The 16,173-nt window shown below is 54.1% G+C and carries 17 protein-coding genes; 9 read left to right on the plus strand and 8 right to left on the minus strand.

What is annotated here, in order from left to right:
* The first annotated feature begins 420 nt into the window (after window positions 1-420).
* From H6G62_RS10755 to H6G62_RS10765, 3 genes are all read left to right on the plus strand, one after another.
* Window positions 421-879 carry a hypothetical protein gene (locus H6G62_RS10755; protein WP_190494936.1) on the plus strand — a complete coding sequence of 153 codons (459 nt, stop codon included), beginning with the start codon at window positions 421-423 and terminating at the stop codon, window positions 877-879.
* A gap of 24 nt (window positions 880-903) precedes the next feature.
* The gene (locus H6G62_RS10760; protein WP_190494938.1) at window positions 904-1,623 is read left to right on the plus strand and encodes a hypothetical protein; all 720 of its coding nucleotides are present in this window, start codon (window positions 904-906) and stop codon (window positions 1,621-1,623) included.
* A gap of 95 nt (window positions 1,624-1,718) precedes the next feature.
* Entirely contained in the window at window positions 1,719-2,513 is a 795-nt protein-coding gene (locus H6G62_RS10765) for a nuclease-related domain-containing protein (protein ID WP_190494940.1), read from the plus strand.
* Between the two features lie 298 nt (window positions 2,514-2,811).
* On the opposite strand, the gene H6G62_RS10770 is transcribed toward H6G62_RS10765, so the two are convergent.
* The gene (locus H6G62_RS10770; RefSeq protein WP_190494943.1) at window positions 2,812-3,000 is read right to left on the minus strand and encodes a hypothetical protein; all 189 of its coding nucleotides are present in this window, start codon (window positions 2,998-3,000) and stop codon (window positions 2,812-2,814) included.
* 55 nt (window positions 3,001-3,055) lie between these two features.
* Entirely contained in the window at window positions 3,056-4,129 is a 1,074-nt protein-coding gene (acsF, locus tag H6G62_RS10775) for a magnesium-protoporphyrin IX monomethyl ester (oxidative) cyclase (protein ID WP_190494945.1), read from the minus strand.
* 475 nt (window positions 4,130-4,604) lie between these two features.
* Between acsF and H6G62_RS10780 the strand changes: the two genes are divergently transcribed.
* Both H6G62_RS10780 and hemN read left to right on the plus strand, forming a co-directional pair.
* Window positions 4,605-5,354: a heme oxygenase (biliverdin-producing) gene (locus H6G62_RS10780; RefSeq protein WP_190494947.1), complete on the plus strand. Its 750-nt coding sequence runs from the start codon at window positions 4,605-4,607 to the stop codon at window positions 5,352-5,354.
* Between the two features lie 228 nt (window positions 5,355-5,582).
* Window positions 5,583-6,980 carry an oxygen-independent coproporphyrinogen III oxidase gene (gene hemN, locus H6G62_RS10785; RefSeq protein WP_190494949.1) on the plus strand — a complete coding sequence of 466 codons (1,398 nt, stop codon included), beginning with the start codon at window positions 5,583-5,585 and terminating at the stop codon, window positions 6,978-6,980.
* 118 nt (window positions 6,981-7,098) lie between these two features.
* On the opposite strand, the gene H6G62_RS10790 is transcribed toward hemN, so the two are convergent.
* The 3 genes from H6G62_RS10790 to H6G62_RS10800 all read right to left on the minus strand — a co-directional run bounded on the left by H6G62_RS10790 (window position 7,099) and on the right by H6G62_RS10800 (window position 9,532).
* Entirely contained in the window at window positions 7,099-7,896 is a 798-nt protein-coding gene (locus H6G62_RS10790) for an ABC transporter permease (protein ID WP_190494951.1), read from the minus strand.
* A complete protein-coding gene (locus H6G62_RS10795) occupies window positions 7,893-8,813 on the minus strand; it encodes an ATP-binding cassette domain-containing protein (protein ID WP_190494953.1) in 921 nt (306 codons plus the stop codon). Before H6G62_RS10795 ends, H6G62_RS10790 begins: the two co-directional genes overlap by 4 nt.
* 224 nt (window positions 8,814-9,037) lie before the next feature.
* On the minus strand, window positions 9,038-9,532 hold the full coding sequence (locus H6G62_RS10800) for a universal stress protein (protein WP_190494954.1): 495 nt from the start codon (window positions 9,530-9,532) through the stop codon (window positions 9,038-9,040).
* 190 nt (window positions 9,533-9,722) lie between these two features.
* Between H6G62_RS10800 and H6G62_RS10805 the strand changes: the two genes are divergently transcribed.
* Window positions 9,723-10,250, plus strand: a complete 528-nt coding sequence (locus H6G62_RS10805) for a universal stress protein (RefSeq protein ID WP_190494956.1) — start codon at window positions 9,723-9,725, stop codon at window positions 10,248-10,250.
* 90 nt (window positions 10,251-10,340) lie between these two features.
* Here the strand turns inward: H6G62_RS10805 and H6G62_RS10810 are convergent, their stop codons facing one another.
* Window positions 10,341-10,997 carry a hypothetical protein gene (locus tag H6G62_RS10810; RefSeq protein WP_190494958.1) on the minus strand — a complete coding sequence of 219 codons (657 nt, stop codon included), beginning with the start codon at window positions 10,995-10,997 and terminating at the stop codon, window positions 10,341-10,343.
* Window positions 10,998-11,505: 508 nt separating this feature from the next.
* On the opposite strand from H6G62_RS10810, the gene petG reads away from it, so the two are divergent.
* Window positions 11,506-11,619 (plus strand): cytochrome b6-f complex subunit V, encoded by a 114-nt coding sequence (gene petG / locus H6G62_RS10815; protein ID WP_106882944.1) that lies wholly within the window; start codon window positions 11,506-11,508, stop codon window positions 11,617-11,619.
* 50 nt (window positions 11,620-11,669) lie between these two features.
* Here the strand turns inward: petG and H6G62_RS10820 are convergent, their stop codons facing one another.
* Window positions 11,670-12,959, minus strand: a complete 1,290-nt coding sequence (locus H6G62_RS10820) for an FGGY-family carbohydrate kinase (protein ID WP_190494960.1) — start codon at window positions 12,957-12,959, stop codon at window positions 11,670-11,672.
* A 143-nt stretch (window positions 12,960-13,102) separates the two neighbouring features.
* Between H6G62_RS10820 and H6G62_RS10825 the strand changes: the two genes are divergently transcribed.
* On the plus strand, window positions 13,103-14,701 hold the full coding sequence (locus tag H6G62_RS10825; protein ID WP_199324898.1) for an ATP-dependent DNA helicase: 1,599 nt from the start codon (window positions 13,103-13,105) through the stop codon (window positions 14,699-14,701).
* Window positions 14,702-14,773: 72 nt separating this feature from the next.
* Window positions 14,774-14,989: a DUF2839 domain-containing protein gene (locus H6G62_RS10830; RefSeq protein WP_190494961.1), complete on the plus strand. Its 216-nt coding sequence runs from the start codon at window positions 14,774-14,776 to the stop codon at window positions 14,987-14,989.
* A gap of 446 nt (window positions 14,990-15,435) precedes the next feature.
* Here the strand turns inward: H6G62_RS10830 and H6G62_RS10835 are convergent, their stop codons facing one another.
* Window positions 15,436-15,900 (minus strand): glutathione peroxidase, encoded by a 465-nt coding sequence (locus tag H6G62_RS10835; RefSeq protein WP_190494962.1) that lies wholly within the window; start codon window positions 15,898-15,900, stop codon window positions 15,436-15,438.
* Window positions 15,901-16,173: the final 273 nt, after the last annotated feature.

The following is a 16,173-nucleotide window of genomic DNA, read 5'->3' on the forward strand; positions in this document are numbered from 1 at the left end:
ACGCCAAGGCCTTGAGGTGTCGCAGATCCCGACGATGGCTATATTGACGCAGCAAGGACAGCACTTGATCATAGAGACAGGTGGTGGCTGGCATGGCAAAGACCCTGAGATATGCAATTCCAGCGTCTCATGTCACCTCACCTTTTCCCCCTCGCAGCACGAGGTTTCAAGCCTTTCACCCACTTCTGTCAGGCAGTCAGCATTCTGTGACCACCACAGCAATCCAGGGGTTCTTGCGTTGCAGAAAATTCTAAATTCAATCCCCACCATAAAGAAGAATTACAATCCCCTCCCACCCTGCGAGAGATTGGGAATATCCTGAAGCATCTGGGCATATTAAGGAAGCGGCACAAGCCGCTAAATAGGTAGGTCTTTCCTCAGGTCTTCAGTCATATAACCAGGTCTATAAGGAGCCCCACAATGTTAGCCAGCGATAATTACGCCAAGATCGTGATCGGTGATGACGACCAGACCTTTGCCGAAATTGAACCTATCAACCCATCCGCCCATCAGCAAGGTAAGCCACTCCCACTTTCCAAGACACAGCTTAAGCAGTTTGGGGGAATTTTTCAGCACGTCCCCAGCTTGGCTAGTAATCTTGCCGTTGCAACTAGCCAAACCTATGTCATGCGTTTTCCCCCTGAAGTTGTCAAAGGCATGGCAGATGGTTCTCTCAAAATGATGGATGCCAAGACAGGAGGAGTGCGCGGTATTGTAGTTGACGCTAAAAACGGAGAAATTTTTAAGCACGTTAGCCTACATGAAGCAGGTCATCTTCAAGCCATTGCAGCCACAACTATCGCATGGCAAATGTTAGCCATGATTACGGCACAGCACTATTTGCCGGAAATTTCCTCGAAGCTGAGTCAAATTCAGTAAGGCATTGATGACATTAAAGAATATATGGAGGCGGAAGATCGTAGTCTTCTTCAAAGTATCATTAAGCAAGTAGATTCCATTGCCTCATCTATTAATTCCATGATTTCTGATGATCAGACACTATCATTGAATTTGGCTACTCTGGATTCGATTGATCGCGAATGTGGCAAGCTGACAAGAAAATACTTGAGTCTCATGAGTCAATATGTTAAAAAGTTTGAGCAGCAAAGCTTTTCAGGTTTTACTGGAGAAAAAGTTAAGGAGTCTGCCAAGCAAGGATTAAAATATGTTGAATATGCTGAGCTTGCCGTTAAGTCAGTTTTTGTTCAATTTACTTCCGCTTCATTGAGGCTTTTGATTCCAGGAAATCAACTCAGAGTCGAACGCATCTTGCAGCAGTTGAATACAGAACTAGATGAATGGAATCAATTGCAGAAGGAATTTTTCCCTGTTTTTCAAGATAAGGTTGTCAACGATACAAATTCTTATCTGCCAATTGATGCAATTTCTAGCTTGTTTGGTGGAGGCCGACCGTTGGCAGAAGCAAGGTCGCAGATTCTTAACGGTGCCGTTGCTAAACGTGATGAGGCCATGGATCTCTATCGAGATCTGCAAGCTTCCATCCAGGTAAAAGTCAAGGAAATCAATCAACCCACATCCTATCTAGGCTCCTCTAAGGCGTTATTGGTCGATCTGGATGACAACTATCAAGTCACCCAAGTTCTAGAGTATCAAGGTGTCTAAAGCTGGATGGAATTCAGCAAATATCAAAATCCTCTGAGGCTTTGTAAAATGACAGCGACTCAGAGGATTTTGAATTGTCGAGGAGTCGATGTCCCATGTTCAAAAAGCGTCAGTCAGCCAAAATCTCCCCTATTACAGATAACCTTCTTCGCAACCCAGGCCAATCCTTAGATGAAGAGCTACAGAGAATCTGGGATGAAGATATTTCTGAGGCAATAGGAATATTGTCATTGACTTTCACGTTACTGATCTATGAATGGGTGCAATGGATCTTCAATATTGATCCTCATCCGCTAGTGGTCACGCTTTTATTAATTCCCTTAATGCTGTTTATGATTTTGAAGCTTTATAAAGCCAAGCAACTAAGGCGGCGCTTAAAAATGGCGCGTGACGGTGAGAAAGCCGTCGGGCAATATCTGTCAGACCTACGGGAGCAAGGGCATCGTGTCTATCACGACATCATTGGTAAAAATTTTAATATTGATCACGTAATCGTCAGTGATCGTGGCATTTTCACGGTTGAAACTAAAACCTACAGCAAGCCCTCATCGGGACGACCGACGCTGGTATTTGACGTCAATCAAATTACCCGCAATGGCAAACCGCTACAACAGGATGCCGTACAACAAGCCCAATCCCAGGCGAAATGGCTCCATGATTTGCTCCAGGAAAGCACAGGTCGAGATCTCCCTGTAAAGCCCGTGGTGGTTTTTCCAGGGTGGTTTATTGAAAAAACACCAGAAGCCAAGTCCTCTCCCGTATGGGTACTTAACCCTAAGGCTCTCCCTAAATTTCTAGAGCATGAACCTCAGCGTATTTCAGCAGAGGATGTAAAGCTAACGGCTTATCATCTCTCTCGCTACATCCGCGCCAATCCTACAGATTATTAAATCTAGACTTTGTAAAACTTTAGGGTAGGTATCGTCTAGGGTTGGCCTCATCCATTCGTCCTAATCAACGCTTTGAACCCCTGAACTTCTGTAAACACCACAGTTTCTCAGGGGTTCCTTGGTTACAGAGTACCTAAATGAGGTTGCCGTAGCGGTGAGGTTTTCTCACCCTCCCAAATTGGGTATAAACAGTCTGTAGTATGGGTTAGCGCAGCGTAACCCATACAGGGCAAGGCTTTGATGCGTTACAGCAGACCTAACGCGAGAGTGTCCTGATTTTTGTGTAAGCCCTTGATTGTCAGAGTTTGAAACGTTCTGGAAATAGGAGAGAGTGTTCTGATTTTTGTGTGGTCATCGCATCGAAGGCGATGACCACACCCTTGAGCGCGAGTTGCTCGATAAATGCGGGTAACGCTTTGATCTCATTGGTTTTGCGGTCTACCGGATAGGGCTCCAGAATCAGACCCCGTTCCACCAGATAGGCCATGGCTGAGGGCCTTGGGAATTTTCTCGGATAGAACCCTGGAACCTCGATCCATGTCCTAAAGGACCGTACCGCGCAGACCTTCAGCGTCCACGGGTTTGATCAGGTAGAGCCGCAGCAGATCGCCGACAATACCCATCACCAGAGGCAGTTTCCGCAGAGACTTCAGCCAGTTGGGGCCAGCCCCTTCGCTGATGTGCTTAATTTTGAGGTTGCGGGCGGCGGAACGTTCTAGGCGCGGGAAAAACTGGGGATGATCCACGTTCAGGGACACTGGGAAGGCACGGGCGGCGGTTTCGTTGGTTTTCCGTACCACCTGGGTATCAAATTCCGTAGCGTCTAGGCCCAGCATTTCGTAGAATTTGGCCCGTTCATGCACCGTTAAGCTGTGGGTAGCAAATACGGAAAGCAGGAAGAATCGGCTCCACAAACGACCTTTCCAGGTGTCCCACATGTGGGGTTGAGAACGGATCAGGGCTTTGAAAATATCACCGTGGCGGTTCTCATCCTGGCACCAGCTTTCAAAGTAGTTAAACAGGGGATAGAACTTGTGTTCAGGATGCTTTTCCAAGTGACGGAAAATCAGAATATAGCGCCAGTAGCCAATCTTTTCTGAGAGGTAAACGGCGTAGATAATCCACTCTACTGGGAAGAAGGTGTAGGTGCGGTTTTTGGTCAGCTTGGCCAGATCTAGGGAAATGCCAAAATCCTGCATACATTTGTTCAGGAATCCGGCATGGCGGGCTTCATCGCGGGCCATCAGGTGAAAGATTTCCGCCAGGGGCGCGTTGCGTTCTTTCAGGCGACGGGACAGTTCTTTGAACAGCAAGAAGCCGGAAAATTCCGAGACACAGGAGCGTTCTAGGTAATCAATAAAGGCCTTGCGTTCTTCGCCTTCGATGTGATCCCACACCTGATTAAAAGAATCATCCCGAATGAAGTGGTGGCGGTTATAGTCGGCCCGCATTTCCTCGATCATCGCCTGAATGCCTTCCGCTTCTAGGGAAAGGTCGAGGTCAGCAGCTTTCTCAAAATCAGTGATGTAAAAGCGGGGTGAAAGGAGGTTTTCTTCAATGGCCGTTTTGACTTGGCTACCAGATTGGGGAGCGGGCTTGGGGAGAGCGGTCACCATAGGGCTATTTCGGAATCCATAAAGGGCAATTAAACAAGGGGGCACATGGCCCTACAAAAGTCCCCTCCGGGGAGGGGACGGGTTGAGAGAGAAGATTGCAAACATTAGCGACAGGGCTTTATGACCCAGAAGAATTGCTTTATCGCTTTATGGCTATAAAACATAGCATAGCCCTTGACCATTTTTTTCAGTTGTTCAAGAAAATTGGGTTGACCCGCTACCTCGGCGTTCCTCGCAAGGTGCTGTAAAGGCTAGGAATGGGGAGGATTTGAGCTTCCATGCCCGTCGTCGTAACGTTTCCTAACGAGGGGTTCCCAGCGTCTCGCCTACATCCCAGGCTCAGGCTGGACAATGCCCCGACGAGCCGAGGCTGGAGGGAACACAAAACTTAACTTGCCAGTCTAGGTTTTACGCTTCATAGCTGTATAGTGATGAAAAGATTTTTCTCGAAACATTGTTACTGCGAGGTACATCCATGACTGATCTGGCTCAGCGGCTGCGGGAAGGTAGCCAAACCTCCCACACCCTGTCGGAAAATACCGCCTTTATGAAGTGCTTTCTCAAGGGCGTGGTGGAGCTAGAACCCTTCAAAAAGCTCACCGCCGACCTGTATTTTCTCTACAGCGCCCTAGAGGAAGAAATGGCTCGCCATGCCGATCATCCTGTGGTGGGGCCGATGGTGTTTGGCGAACTGCTGCGGACGGCCAAACTGGAAGAGGATCTGGCCTATTACTATGGCGACAACTGGCGCGACCTCATCCAGGCGACCCCCGCTGGTGCCCACTACATCAGTCGCATTCGGGAAGTGTCTCGCAGCAATCCGGCCCTGTTGGTGGCCCATGCCTATGTTCGTTATATGGGGGATCTCTCCGGTGGGCAGGGGTTACGGCATATCGTGCGCTCGGCCCTAAACCTGCCCCCCGACAAGGGTACGGGCCTCCATGAATTCGACCAACTGCCTACCGTAGAAGCTAAGCGCGACTTCAAAATTCGTTATCGGGAAGCCCTCAACAGCCTGCCCGTGGATGAGGTGCTGGTTCAGGAACTGATCAACGAAGCCAACCTGGCTTTTGCCCTCAACCGCGATGTCTTTCACGAGTTGGAACCCGATGTCCGCGCCGCCGTGGGCGATCATGTGTTTGACCTGATCACCCGCCAAGACCGTCCTGGCAGCACCGAACGCCACCCCCACCACGGCATGGTGGCCCTGATGGCAACGGAATAGTTCACGCATCGAACCCGCCCTCACCCCCTCAGTCCCCCTCTCCCAGGTCGGGCTACTACGTACACAGATCTTGCCGCTAGTAGCAAAATTCTGGGCGATCCCCCTAAATCCCCCTTGAAAAGGGGGACTTTGACTCACTCCAGTTCCCCCCTTCCTAAGGGGGGCTAGGGGGGATCCAATCTGGGGGCACAGACTTTCCAGTCCACCCTTCATAAATTCCCGATAACCATGCTGTCTGTTGCCAATCCCGTTGTTTTTGATTCTGCCCTGCTCCACAAGTACAACCAAGCCCTACCCCGCTATACCAGCTATCCGCCCGCTACGGAAATGAAGGAGAGCTTTAGTGTTAGGGATTTGGAAGCCTCCATTGCCGTTGGCAACTATAAGCAAACGCCGCTTTCCCTCTATTGTCATATTCCCTTTTGCGAATCGGCCTGTTATTTCTGTGGTTGCAACACGGTGATTACGCGCCATAAAAAAGTAGCCGATCCCTATTTGGATTATCTGGAACACAACATTATCCAGATGGCGGATAAGGTTTCTAACCGTCAAGTCAACCAACTGCACTGGGGTGGTGGTACACCGAGTTATCTTACCCAGGCTCAAGTCGAACGGTTGTGGAATGTATTGCACCAAAATTTTGACTTTGATCCAGCGGCGGAAATTTCCATCGAAGTTAACCCCAGGGATTTGGATCGGGAGTATATCTATTTCCTCAAAAACCTAGGCTTTAAGCGGGTCAGCTTTGGTCTGCAAGACTTTGATTTCAAAGTGCAGGCGGCGGTGAACCGAATTCAGCCAGAGGACATGCTGTTTAATGCCATGGGCTGGCTACGGGAAGCCGGGTTTGAAAGCGTCAACGTGGACTTGATCTACGGTCTGCCCTACCAAAATTTGGCCACGTTCCAAAACACCATTGAGAAAACCCTGCGCCTGGATCCTGACCGGATTGCGGTGTTCAACTTTGCCTATGTGCCCTGGCTGAAGCCTGTGCAGAAAAAGCACATCAACCCCGCCACCCTGCCTGGGCCTGAGGAAAAGCTGGAAATCTTCCACATGACGATTGATCGTCTCACCGCTGGCGGCTACCAGTTCATCGGCATGGATCACTTCGCCAAGGCCGACGACGAACTCGCCATCGCCCAGCGCCAGGGCCAACTACACCGCAACTTCCAGGGCTACACCACCCAGCCCGAATCCGACCTGCTGGGCTTTGGGATGACCTCCATCAGCATGTTGCACGATGTCTATGCTCAAAACCACAAGGGCCTGCGGGATTTCTACAAAGCCATGGATGCCGACGTGTTGCCCATTGAGCGGGGGGTAGTCCTCAGCCAAGACGACATTCTGCGCCGCACGGTAATTATGGAATTGATGTGCCAGTTTGAACTATCCAAGGCCGCCATTGAGGAAAAATATCACCTCAGTTTCGACCAGGATTTCGATGACTACTTCGCCCGCGAACGCCAAGACCTGCAAGCCCTAGAGGCCGATGGTCTGGTGCGGCTGACTCCCAACCACATCGAAGTCCTACCCGCCGGACGGTTGTTGATTCGCAATATTGCTGCCGTGTTCGATACCTACCTGCGAAACAAAACCATCCGGCAGTTTTCCCAGTCGGTTTAGATCTAGAGATCCCATTAAATCCAGAGATCCCAGGGTTCTTGCGGCTTTGTCCAGCGAATTATCGGCACAGCAGAGAAGAACCCTGGGATCTGTACCCTGGGATCTGATTTTGAATGCACTAGCTAAACAATCGAGGATAAATTCTTAGGGCAGCAAGGCGGGCCATGACGACCATCCAGGCCAGCAGCCAAACTAGGGAAAGGGGCCACCAAGGCGGTAAACCTAGGGGCCAGCGCAGCAAATCCACTAGGGAAGCCAGGGGCAACAATCCGGCAAACTTGGCCAGCAGGGGCGGCAGGGTATCCCGTGGGAAGTAGGTGCCGCAGAGGGTGAACATGGGGATAATCACCAGGAAAATGGGCACATTCACCTGATCAACCTTGTTCACCACCCCTGCCACCAGCAGGCCAAAGGCTCCAAACAGCAGGCTACCCAGCACAATCAGCGGGATGGACAGTAGCAGACTGGAGAGGTCATAAAGGTTGGCCAGCACGGCGACTAGGCCCGTGAGAAATCCGGCGATGGTGCCCTTGGTGGCGGCCCAAAACCAATCCCCCAAAAACACGTCCGTGTAGCTGAGGGGCGCGGTGAGCAACGCCTGCCAGGTTTTTTGAAAGTTGAGGCGAATGAAGCTGCTGTAGGCTCCCTCAAAAAAGGATTGAAACAGCACACCAATGGCGATCATTCCCGGTGCCAGGAATTGTGGATAGGGAACGGGTTGGCCGAGGTGCTGCACTTCTCCAATCAGCGGCGTCAGGCCATAGCCAAAGGCCAGCAGGTAGACAATCGGCTCGGAAATGGGTGGCAAACAGTTCACCAGCCAAGTGCTGCGATAGACCTGGAAATGCCGCCACCACACAGAGTAGACCCCCCAGGGGCTGACGGAAACGGGCTTTAGTCCGGCGATGGCTTTCATTCCAGCAGGCTCCCGGTGAGGCGAAGAAACACATCTTCTAAGTTAGCCTGTCGGCGCAGAAGGCGGGTGGGATGGTGAGATTCAATCTGGCTCCACAGGGTTTCCGGGTCGTCGTCGGGCAAGGCAATGAGATATCCACTGCCAAAGGATCGCGACCAAACCCCAGCCTTCTCACCCAAGGATTTGATGATGTCCTCCGCAACGCCTTCTACCTCGGCAATTTCGCGACCCATCACCCGCAAAATCAGGTCATCGGGGGTACCTTCGTCGATCACCTGGCCCTGTTGCAGCAGCAGCAGGCGATCACATAGGCGTTGTGCTTCGTCCATATAGTGCGTGGTCAGCAAAATGCCGCAGCCCTGGGCCTTCAGGTGCAGCACCAGCCGCCAAAAGTCTTGACGGGCATCGGGGTCGAGTCCGGTGGTGGGTTCATCTAAAAAGATAATTTTGGGATGATTCAGCAGGGCACGGGCCAGTACGAGCTTCCGCTTCATGCCGCCAGAGAGTTCGTCCACCTGGGCCGTAGATCGGTCGGTCAAGTTCACTAAATCCAACAATTCCCCCGCCCGCTGTCTGGCCGATGCTCCGGTGATGCGGTAGTGGTGGGCGAAGTGGGTGAGGTTCTTGAAGACCGTAAAGTCGGGGTCAAGGTTATCGTCCTGGGTGACAATGCCCATCTGGGCACGGGCCTGGGCGGCCTGGGCCGGAATTTGCCAAGGGCCAAGCTGCACAAAGCCCCGGGTGGGGATCACCGTGCCAAACAGCATCCCTACGGTGGTGGTTTTTCCGGCCCCGTTTGGCCCCAGCAGTCCCACAATTTCCCCTGGATGCAGGGCAAAGCTCACCCCCTGCACGACAGGTCTGTCGTCGTATTGTTTCCACAAATCGTAGGCCGTCAGGCTCAAGGTATCGGGCATAGTGGGGCTGTCATAGGGGGACTTTGGGAGGACTATAGGTCACCATAGCGCGGCTTGCCGAATTCCTGGATGTTCTCCAACACAATCGGACTCTGACGCAATCGGCTTACGACTCCATCGGACTCCGCAAGAATCTGTCTAGACATATTGAGTAAATCATCCTGATTTGCCTTTCCATCGCCGAACTATAGAAAGGTAGATGCACCCTGATCAAGTCCTCGGCCCTAGGGCTGGGGATTTTTTTTGTCATTGCTGTGTTGCACCACCAAAACCGAGCAGTGGGCATGGTGCAGCACATAGTTGCTCACGCTGCCCAGAAGGGCCGTCTGCAACCGTCCTCGTCCCCGTCGCCCAATCACGATCAAATCTGCCTCGTATTGCTTGGCAATATCACAAATTTGTGGCCCCACTTCACCGCCGCGCCAGTCCCAAGACACCTCAATCCCCGCCTCTTGGGCTTGGGCCTCTAGGGTGTCCAACCACTGACGGGTATGTTCCAGGGTGGCATCCATTTGTTCCTGGGCGATGGCTAAAAACTCCTTCGCACTGGCGCGGTAACGGTCGCCAAAGTCTAAATTGGTTGGCAGTGGCAGGGTAAAACAATGGGCCAAATGCAGGTGTGCCCCTTGGGATTTCGCCAGCCCCAGGGCGGTGGCAAACACCTGCTCCGACAACGCCGACTGATCGATGGCGGCCAAAATACGCTGATACTGACCCATAGGACTCACCTGGAGAGACAACGCGACCGGATCATCTGGCCAAGGCCAACCAGACTGAACGGCGACTAAACGGCTAACGAAAGCATCTTAAACCCTGGCTCCGTCTAGACAAAGGGTTAAGACAGGTTGCACAGGTATCACCGGGGGGGACGGCCTTGCCATACTGAAGAATATCTGAGGGAGGACAGCGATGTTTAAGCGCATTTTGGTGGCCGTAGACCGCGAATCTACCATGGCTGCCCAGGTTTTGGCCGAGGCCCAAGCCGTGGCCACCGCCCACCAGGCCGAGATGCACCTGGTACACGTGCTTTCTCCCCTGCGCAGCGGCTACCCCGACCCGGCCTACATGACCATCGACGGAGCCTTGAATGCCATTAACCTACAAAACTACGAGCTGTATCAAGCGAATTGGGAAAGCATTAAGCAGCAAAGCCAAGCACAACTGGAGATCTGGATTGAGCTGAGCCGCGAACGGGGGATTGTCGCCACCGCCACCCAGTTAGTGGGTGATCCGGGTAAGGCAATTTGCACCCTAGCTCAAGACTGGTCAGCGGATCTGATCGTGCTAGGACGGCGGGGAATGCAGGGTCTGGGCGAACTGCTTCTCGGTAGCGTGAGCAGCTATGTCATGCATCGATCCCCCTGTGCGGTGCTGGTGGTGCAGGGGCTGGGCGCAACGGTCCCCTCCGAGGCACCCTCGCCAACCAGCCAGAGCTAGGCCATGAAAAAGCTTCCCCAGATTGGCACCAGGGAAGCTAGGAGAAAGCTAGGAGAAAGCCTGAAAGGTAACGCCAGCCATCTAAGGGATCTAATCGCCAAAGCTGCTGATGGCGGTCTTGGCCAGTTCGATAGCCTGGGCGAGGGCGGTGCTATCCTCCGTGAGTTTACCCACGGCAACGGTGGCATCGGCCCCATCCACAGCGGCGGTATCCTCACTCAGGGATGAAAGCGCCTTAGATACCCCATCAAAGGCCGCTTGGAGATCGTCAAACTTGGTGCCGATCTGGGTTTCGAGGGTCTCCTTAAGCATATCGGGGCTAGTGGAGAGGGCTTTTTTGAAAGCAGCCGTATCGTCTACCAGCGTGCTAAAAGCGGTGGCGGCGGTTTCTAGGGCTGCTTGGGAGGCCGTCAGCTTAGGCCCCAGGGTGGTTGTGTCGGGTGTTGGAGAAATCGCAATTTTGCTGAGTTGCTTCGTCAGGTCCTTCGTGACCGATTTCAGCGGCTTGAGCGTGCCGTTAAAGCTATCCTCCAGCACATCCTCATACTCTCCCAGGATGGCGGAAACAAATTCCTGGGCTGCTTTATCCATCTTTAGATCCATCGCCTCGGCCACGGAACCCCCGGTGGCAGCCAAGGCCGGAGACCCAGAGCCAAACAGCGTAACACCCATCAATACTAGGGCACACACCCCAGCAACGAGCCCCTGGGCAACCTGATTCGTCATTCGATGAAGATAGTGGATCATGAAACCTTTCCTAAACTCAAACACATCTTTTACAGCGCTTGTTGCTTTAGTTTTCCTAACCTCTGAGGCCACGCCATTCCAGCAGAGAAAAGGCTTTAAAGTCGTTGTTGTTTCCGTCAAAAACGCAGCATTTCCCTAGCCTAGGAACGTGATAGAACGGTTCTTTTCCTGGATACAAACCCCTTTCATCACTCTCCTTGGATGGAGGAAAATAAAGTCATTGCCAAGCAGAAATCGACAATCTTTCAGCACTGTACACAATCAAACAGGGTTTTTCAACAGCCTACCAAAAATCACAGACTCTCTACAGAATTCACCCACAGCATCCGCCTGCCAAAGTCCCTACATCCAGTCCCCCCTGTTTCCCGACTCCCTGACTTCTGACTCCTAACTCCTGACTTCTGACTTCTGACTCCTGACTCCTGACTCCCCACTCCCGACTCCCCACCAAAGCCAAGTGGTATGATAGGTTCACGTTGTTGATGTATCGAGTTTAAGGAGTTCGACTGTGGTTGAGCCGTTGCTGAGTGGCATTGTTCTGGGACTAATTCCGGTGACGTTGGCGGGGCTGTTTGTGGCGGCCTACCTGCAATATCGCCGGGGCAACCAGTTCGACCTCTAGGATTTTAGGGTCAATTGATAAACCCAGCATGGGGCTATCAATTGATGGACTCAGTGGGATGGGTCAGCGCTAAATGGCCTGATTCCCCCTTGGGCTAGGTATGCCGCCCCTACAGCCGCCTCGGTTGTGGGGGCATTTTTTATGGGCACTTTCAGGAGATGTTCCCGAATCGTCGTCCAGGTGGGGTTTTGTGCGCCGCCGCCAGCGGTATAGAGGCGCTGGAGAGGAGAAGCCCCCCGTTGGGCCAGGAGGTCATAGCCGAGCTGTTCAATCCGAGCCATGCCCAGCAACAGGCCATGCAGAAAGGTGGCGTCCTCCGCTGGGCGGGGGGTAATTCTGGGGAGAAGGTGGGGATCGTTGATGGGAAAGCGTTCCCCCGGTTGTAGCAGGGGGTAATAGTCCAGGTTAAGCGGAACGGTGGGATCGATCTGCTGGCTGAGGTGGGCCAGGGTATCGGTATCAAAAAACTGCTTGAGCACCGCCCCCCCGGTGTTGGAAGCGCCTCCCGCCAGCCAGTAATCCCCTAGACGATGGCTGTAAATTCCGTACTCGCTGGCGTCTACCCGCTGGGCACTGAGCAGCTTAATCGCCAGGGTTGACCCCAAGGAAGTGACGCCATCCCCTACCCGATGGGCACCACTGGCCAAAAAGGCGGCAATGCTGTCGGTGGTGCCCGCCACGACTTCGCACTGGGCCGACAGCCCAAACCGCTGAACGAGATCCGCTGTCACCCGACCGACAACCTGACCGGGCACTAACACCTGGGGGAGCCGATGCGCCCAAGGCTGGTGAATCAGGGCATCGGGGTAGGCTAAGGCTCCGACGTCGTAGCCCAGCTTAAGGCTGTTGTGATAGTCGCTAATGCCCCAACAGCCATGCAGATGGGCGCTGAGCCAGTCGGCCTGGTGTAGCACATAGCGGCCTTGTGCCCAGAGATCAGAGGGCAGGTGCGCTTGCCACCACAGTAATTTCGCCAAACTTGACGTGGCACTACGGGCCGGACTCTCGGCAGAGACCAGGTCTTTCACCTGGGGTAAGATGGCCTTGCCCCGACCATCGTTGTACATCAGGGCCGAGGTGAGGGGTTGGCCAAACTCATCGCACAACAACACCGTCCCAGAGGTGCCATCCAGGGCAAGGCGGCCAATCTGGGGGGCGAGATCCGGCGGTAGGGCCGCTAGCACTGTCCAGAGGGCACGCTTCCAGGCGGCGTAGGATAGCGGCTGATCCCCATAGTCGGTGCGATACTGCCATCGCTCCTGGCGCTGTCCATCCACCACCGCCGCCCGCACCCCGGAGGTACCAAAATCAATCCCAAGGGCGAAGCTAGGCACCATCATCACAACCGCAGGAGCGCAGGACTATCAGGTTCATTCTAGTCGTTCCGGTCTCTGGGCCTAAGCCACCTGCCGCCCATCCTCACCTGGATCGGGTGACGGCCCCCGTATCCCTCGCGACTCGAGGCCCAGTCAGGTATGCAACAATGGAGGCTTATTCTTTCGGTCGTTCCGTTGTCGTTTCTCTGCCGTGGTGGCGGATTATGGTGATTGAAGCCCAAGTCCATCAACAACTGCGCGAGTTTCTGCGAGACTGCGGCGATTCGACCTGGCCCCACCATCTGACCCTGGCCCGGTTAGTAGCGCGGGCGTTGCGATTGGGACGCAGTGCCCTGTTGCAGGTGGGGGGCTTGTCGGCCTACCAGGGCGACTATCGGCTGAGCTATTTGGTGGCGCTGCTGCTGTGGCCGGGGCCAGCGGTGTTGGTGGTGGCCGAGGAGACACGGCAACGATTACTCCTGGGAGACCTGCCCCGATTACAGGATCGCTTGGGCCTAACGAAGCCCGTGCAGGTGGGCGAGGCTTGGCCGGGACAAGACTTTACCGGGGTGCTCATCACCAGCCCAGAGGCTTGGCTGGCTGACCGTTTGGGCGAGGCCACCCAGTTTCCCAGCGGGATTCCTACCCTGATCGACGATGTGGATCACCTCGAAACCTGGCTAGGCAATCTGCTCACCGCCACCCTCACCCAGGCCGACTGGGAAGCCCTGGGGTTAGCCTATCCCCAGTATCGGGAGCTAATCCGCGATACCCGTGTGGCGCTCACCTTTGTGGCCTTTCAGCATCCGCCCAACCCCTACCACTGCCATCTCCTAGAAGAGAGCGACAGCGCCCGACTTCATCATCTCCACCAGGTGCTCACCACCGACGGACGGGCGGAGGCCATGCCCCCCACCTGGCAGCGATTTTGGTCTGTCTTTGCCAATGCCGATCACCTGCGCTGGTTTGTCACTGACCGTCAATCGGGCCACATTACCCTGCACTGCACCCCGGTGGATTTGGCCATCCATCGCGACAAGCTCTGGCAACCGCAGCCCGTGGTGTTGATTGGGGCATCGTTAGATCACGACGCCAAGGCGGATATTTTCTGCCAACGCTTTGGCCTAGAAGACTTAACCTGCCTGAAATTTTCCCCCGACCGCCACAACGACCTCGTCAACCTCTACCTGCCCGATCACCTGCCCCTGCCCAATACGCCCCAGTTTCAAAGCCGCGTCCATCAAGAAATTCGGCGGTTGCTGGTCTGGGCAACTTGTCCCGGCCCCGTGTTGATTTTGGTCAACGATCTCCCCCTAAAGGGCCAACTGGCGGCAGCCTTGGCGGGGGAATTTGGCTCGCGGGTGCAGGTAGAAAGCTTGGAGATCACCGAAAACACCATTCTGATGAGCGGCTGGGATTTTTGGCACCAGCACCGCCACCGTTTACCCACCCCCGCCCTGCTGATTATGGCCACCCTGCCCCTGCCCTCCCTAGAACATCCCCTCGTCGCGGGTCGAGTGGCCTTCCACAAACGCCGCCGCCAAGACTGGTTTCGGCTGTACCTGTTTCCCACCGCCATGGCCGAAATTCAGCGGGCCATCGCTCCCCTCCGTGCCAACCAAGGGCTCGTAGCGCTGCTCGATACCCGCGTCCACTACCGCAGCTATGGCCAGCAAATCCTAGACGCCCTCAGCCCCTCAGCCACCACCCGATCCCTTCGTCCCGACTGGAATCTGAGCCCCAATGCCCCAACCCAACGTTACTAGGCCCACACAGTTGGTATGATCCAGGCAATCATGCTTCAGGCAACCATTACGACCTAAGAAAGGAGGATCGCCATGGGGGAATCGAAACGCCGCCGCGAAAAACTGGGCGAAAAATATGGCCAAGCAGAACCCATTTTGCCCTGGCTACCCATCACCAAGCAGCAATCCCAAGACTTCATGAAATGGACAACCCGTGGCACCTGGGCCATGATTATCCTCATCATTGCCTTTTGGATTACCCTGCGATTCGTCGGCCCCAGCCTGGGCTGGTGGAGTTTAGTAGACTAAATCCCCCAAGACATTAAAAACTTGTTAAGGCTGGGCTCCAAATCTGGGAGGGCCGATATGCTATTAGCCAAGATACCTCCTAACTGCGTCTCCAGCCCCGTCTGACCCCCTCTGTTGGTGTCAATACGACGGGGCTGCTACTTTTTCAAAACACCTTACGACATTGGTTTCCGTTCGTTCTGTACCAAATCCGAATCGCATACCCCCGAAATGATGAGCCTTGTCAGGCGGGGCACTACGGTAACTCAGGTGAGTAGGGCAGTCAGACACTCCGATGAAGGCTGTCGGGTATCACTAGGCCTTGGTCGGTATGCCACTCGGCTTCGTCAATGCCCCCTTCGAGAAGGCGATGCCTACATCCCACCACTACACCCCTGCCCCTCCCCCTGAGGGAGAAGGGCAGGGGATGAGAGCCAAGACTGAATGCTTGATTTGTTGGCTGACTCTTAGCCTAGGGCCGCTTCGATGGCGGCTTTAAGGTCGGGATCGTTGGGGGGAGTTTTGGGCTCGAAGCGGGCGATCACTTCACCATTGCGGCCCACCAGGAATTTGCCGAAGTTCCAGCCGATATCGGGGCCATCGCCTACTAGGAATTGATACAGAGGGCTACGGTTGGGGCCGTTCACATCTTGCTTTTCGAGCAGCGTGAAATCGACATCGTATTTGGTTTTGGTGAATTCCTTAATTTCTTCGGGGGTACCCGGTTCTTGAGCCCCAAACTGGTTACAGGGCACACCCACAATCACCAGACCGCGAGAACCGTAGGCGGTGTCTAGTTCCACGAGGTCGCTGTATTGGGGGGTGAGGCCGCACTTACTGGCTACGTTCACAAACAGGATGACTTTATTTTCCAGCACGGCGGGAGACAGGGGGGTGCCGTCTAGGGTGGTGAGATTGTTGGGAAAAGGCATAATTCACAAAACGTTACACGTCGTTCTCCATTATCGGTGATCTTGGGGTACTTCGCCTTTGGGACTGCCAATCGCTGGCAATTCTCATTTTGGCAAATTGGCCGTTCGCCCTGAGCCTGTCGAAGGGTGCAAAGGCTTCGACTGTTCGACAGGCTCACAGCTCAGCCTGAGCGGGTATTTTATTTGCCAGCCTAGTCATACTGAGAATTGCTGGCCAATCGCTGGCATTGCCTAGTGGCCTAGGAAAGGCTCCATCCCTCCCTGAAAGGGCAA

It is taken from the genome of Phormidium sp. FACHB-1136 (genome assembly GCF_014697375.1).
Classification (GTDB): Bacteria; Cyanobacteriota; Cyanobacteriia; order Phormidesmidales; family Phormidesmidaceae; genus Nodosilinea.

What these genes read in the sequence shown, in the direction of transcription:
- H6G62_RS10780 (WP_190494947.1), top strand. Translation starts at nt 4,605, where the DNA reads ATGACTGATCTGGCTCAGCGGCTGCGGGAAGGTAGCCAAACCTCCCAC.
- H6G62_RS10825 (WP_199324898.1), top strand. Translation starts at nt 13,103, where the DNA reads ATGGAGGCTTATTCTTTCGGTCGTTCCGTTGTCGTTTCTCTGCCGTGG.
- H6G62_RS10800 (WP_190494954.1), bottom strand. Translation starts at nt 9,532, where the DNA reads ATGGGTCAGTATCAGCGTATTTTGGCCGCCATCGATCAGTCGGCGTTG.
- H6G62_RS10830 (WP_190494961.1), top strand. Translation starts at nt 14,774, where the DNA reads ATGGGGGAATCGAAACGCCGCCGCGAAAAACTGGGCGAAAAATATGGC.
- acsF (WP_190494945.1), bottom strand. Translation starts at nt 4,129, where the DNA reads ATGGTGACCGCTCTCCCCAAGCCCGCTCCCCAATCTGGTAGCCAAGTC.
- H6G62_RS10760 (WP_190494938.1), top strand. Translation starts at nt 904, where the DNA reads ATGGAGGCGGAAGATCGTAGTCTTCTTCAAAGTATCATTAAGCAAGTA.
- H6G62_RS10805 (WP_190494956.1), top strand. Translation starts at nt 9,723, where the DNA reads ATGTTTAAGCGCATTTTGGTGGCCGTAGACCGCGAATCTACCATGGCT.
- H6G62_RS10765 (WP_190494940.1), top strand. Translation starts at nt 1,719, where the DNA reads ATGTTCAAAAAGCGTCAGTCAGCCAAAATCTCCCCTATTACAGATAAC.
- H6G62_RS10770 (WP_190494943.1), bottom strand. Translation starts at nt 3,000, where the DNA reads ATGGCCTATCTGGTGGAACGGGGTCTGATTCTGGAGCCCTATCCGGTA.
- H6G62_RS10810 (WP_190494958.1), bottom strand. Translation starts at nt 10,997, where the DNA reads ATGATCCACTATCTTCATCGAATGACGAATCAGGTTGCCCAGGGGCTC.
- H6G62_RS10820 (WP_190494960.1), bottom strand. Translation starts at nt 12,959, where the DNA reads ATGATGGTGCCTAGCTTCGCCCTTGGGATTGATTTTGGTACCTCCGGG.
- H6G62_RS10795 (WP_190494953.1), bottom strand. Translation starts at nt 8,813, where the DNA reads ATGCCCGATACCTTGAGCCTGACGGCCTACGATTTGTGGAAACAATAC.
- H6G62_RS10755 (WP_190494936.1), top strand. Translation starts at nt 421, where the DNA reads ATGTTAGCCAGCGATAATTACGCCAAGATCGTGATCGGTGATGACGAC.
- hemN (WP_190494949.1), top strand. Translation starts at nt 5,583, where the DNA reads ATGCTGTCTGTTGCCAATCCCGTTGTTTTTGATTCTGCCCTGCTCCAC.
- H6G62_RS10790 (WP_190494951.1), bottom strand. Translation starts at nt 7,896, where the DNA reads ATGAAAGCCATCGCCGGACTAAAGCCCGTTTCCGTCAGCCCCTGGGGG.
- H6G62_RS10835 (WP_190494962.1), bottom strand. Translation starts at nt 15,900, where the DNA reads ATGCCTTTTCCCAACAATCTCACCACCCTAGACGGCACCCCCCTGTCT.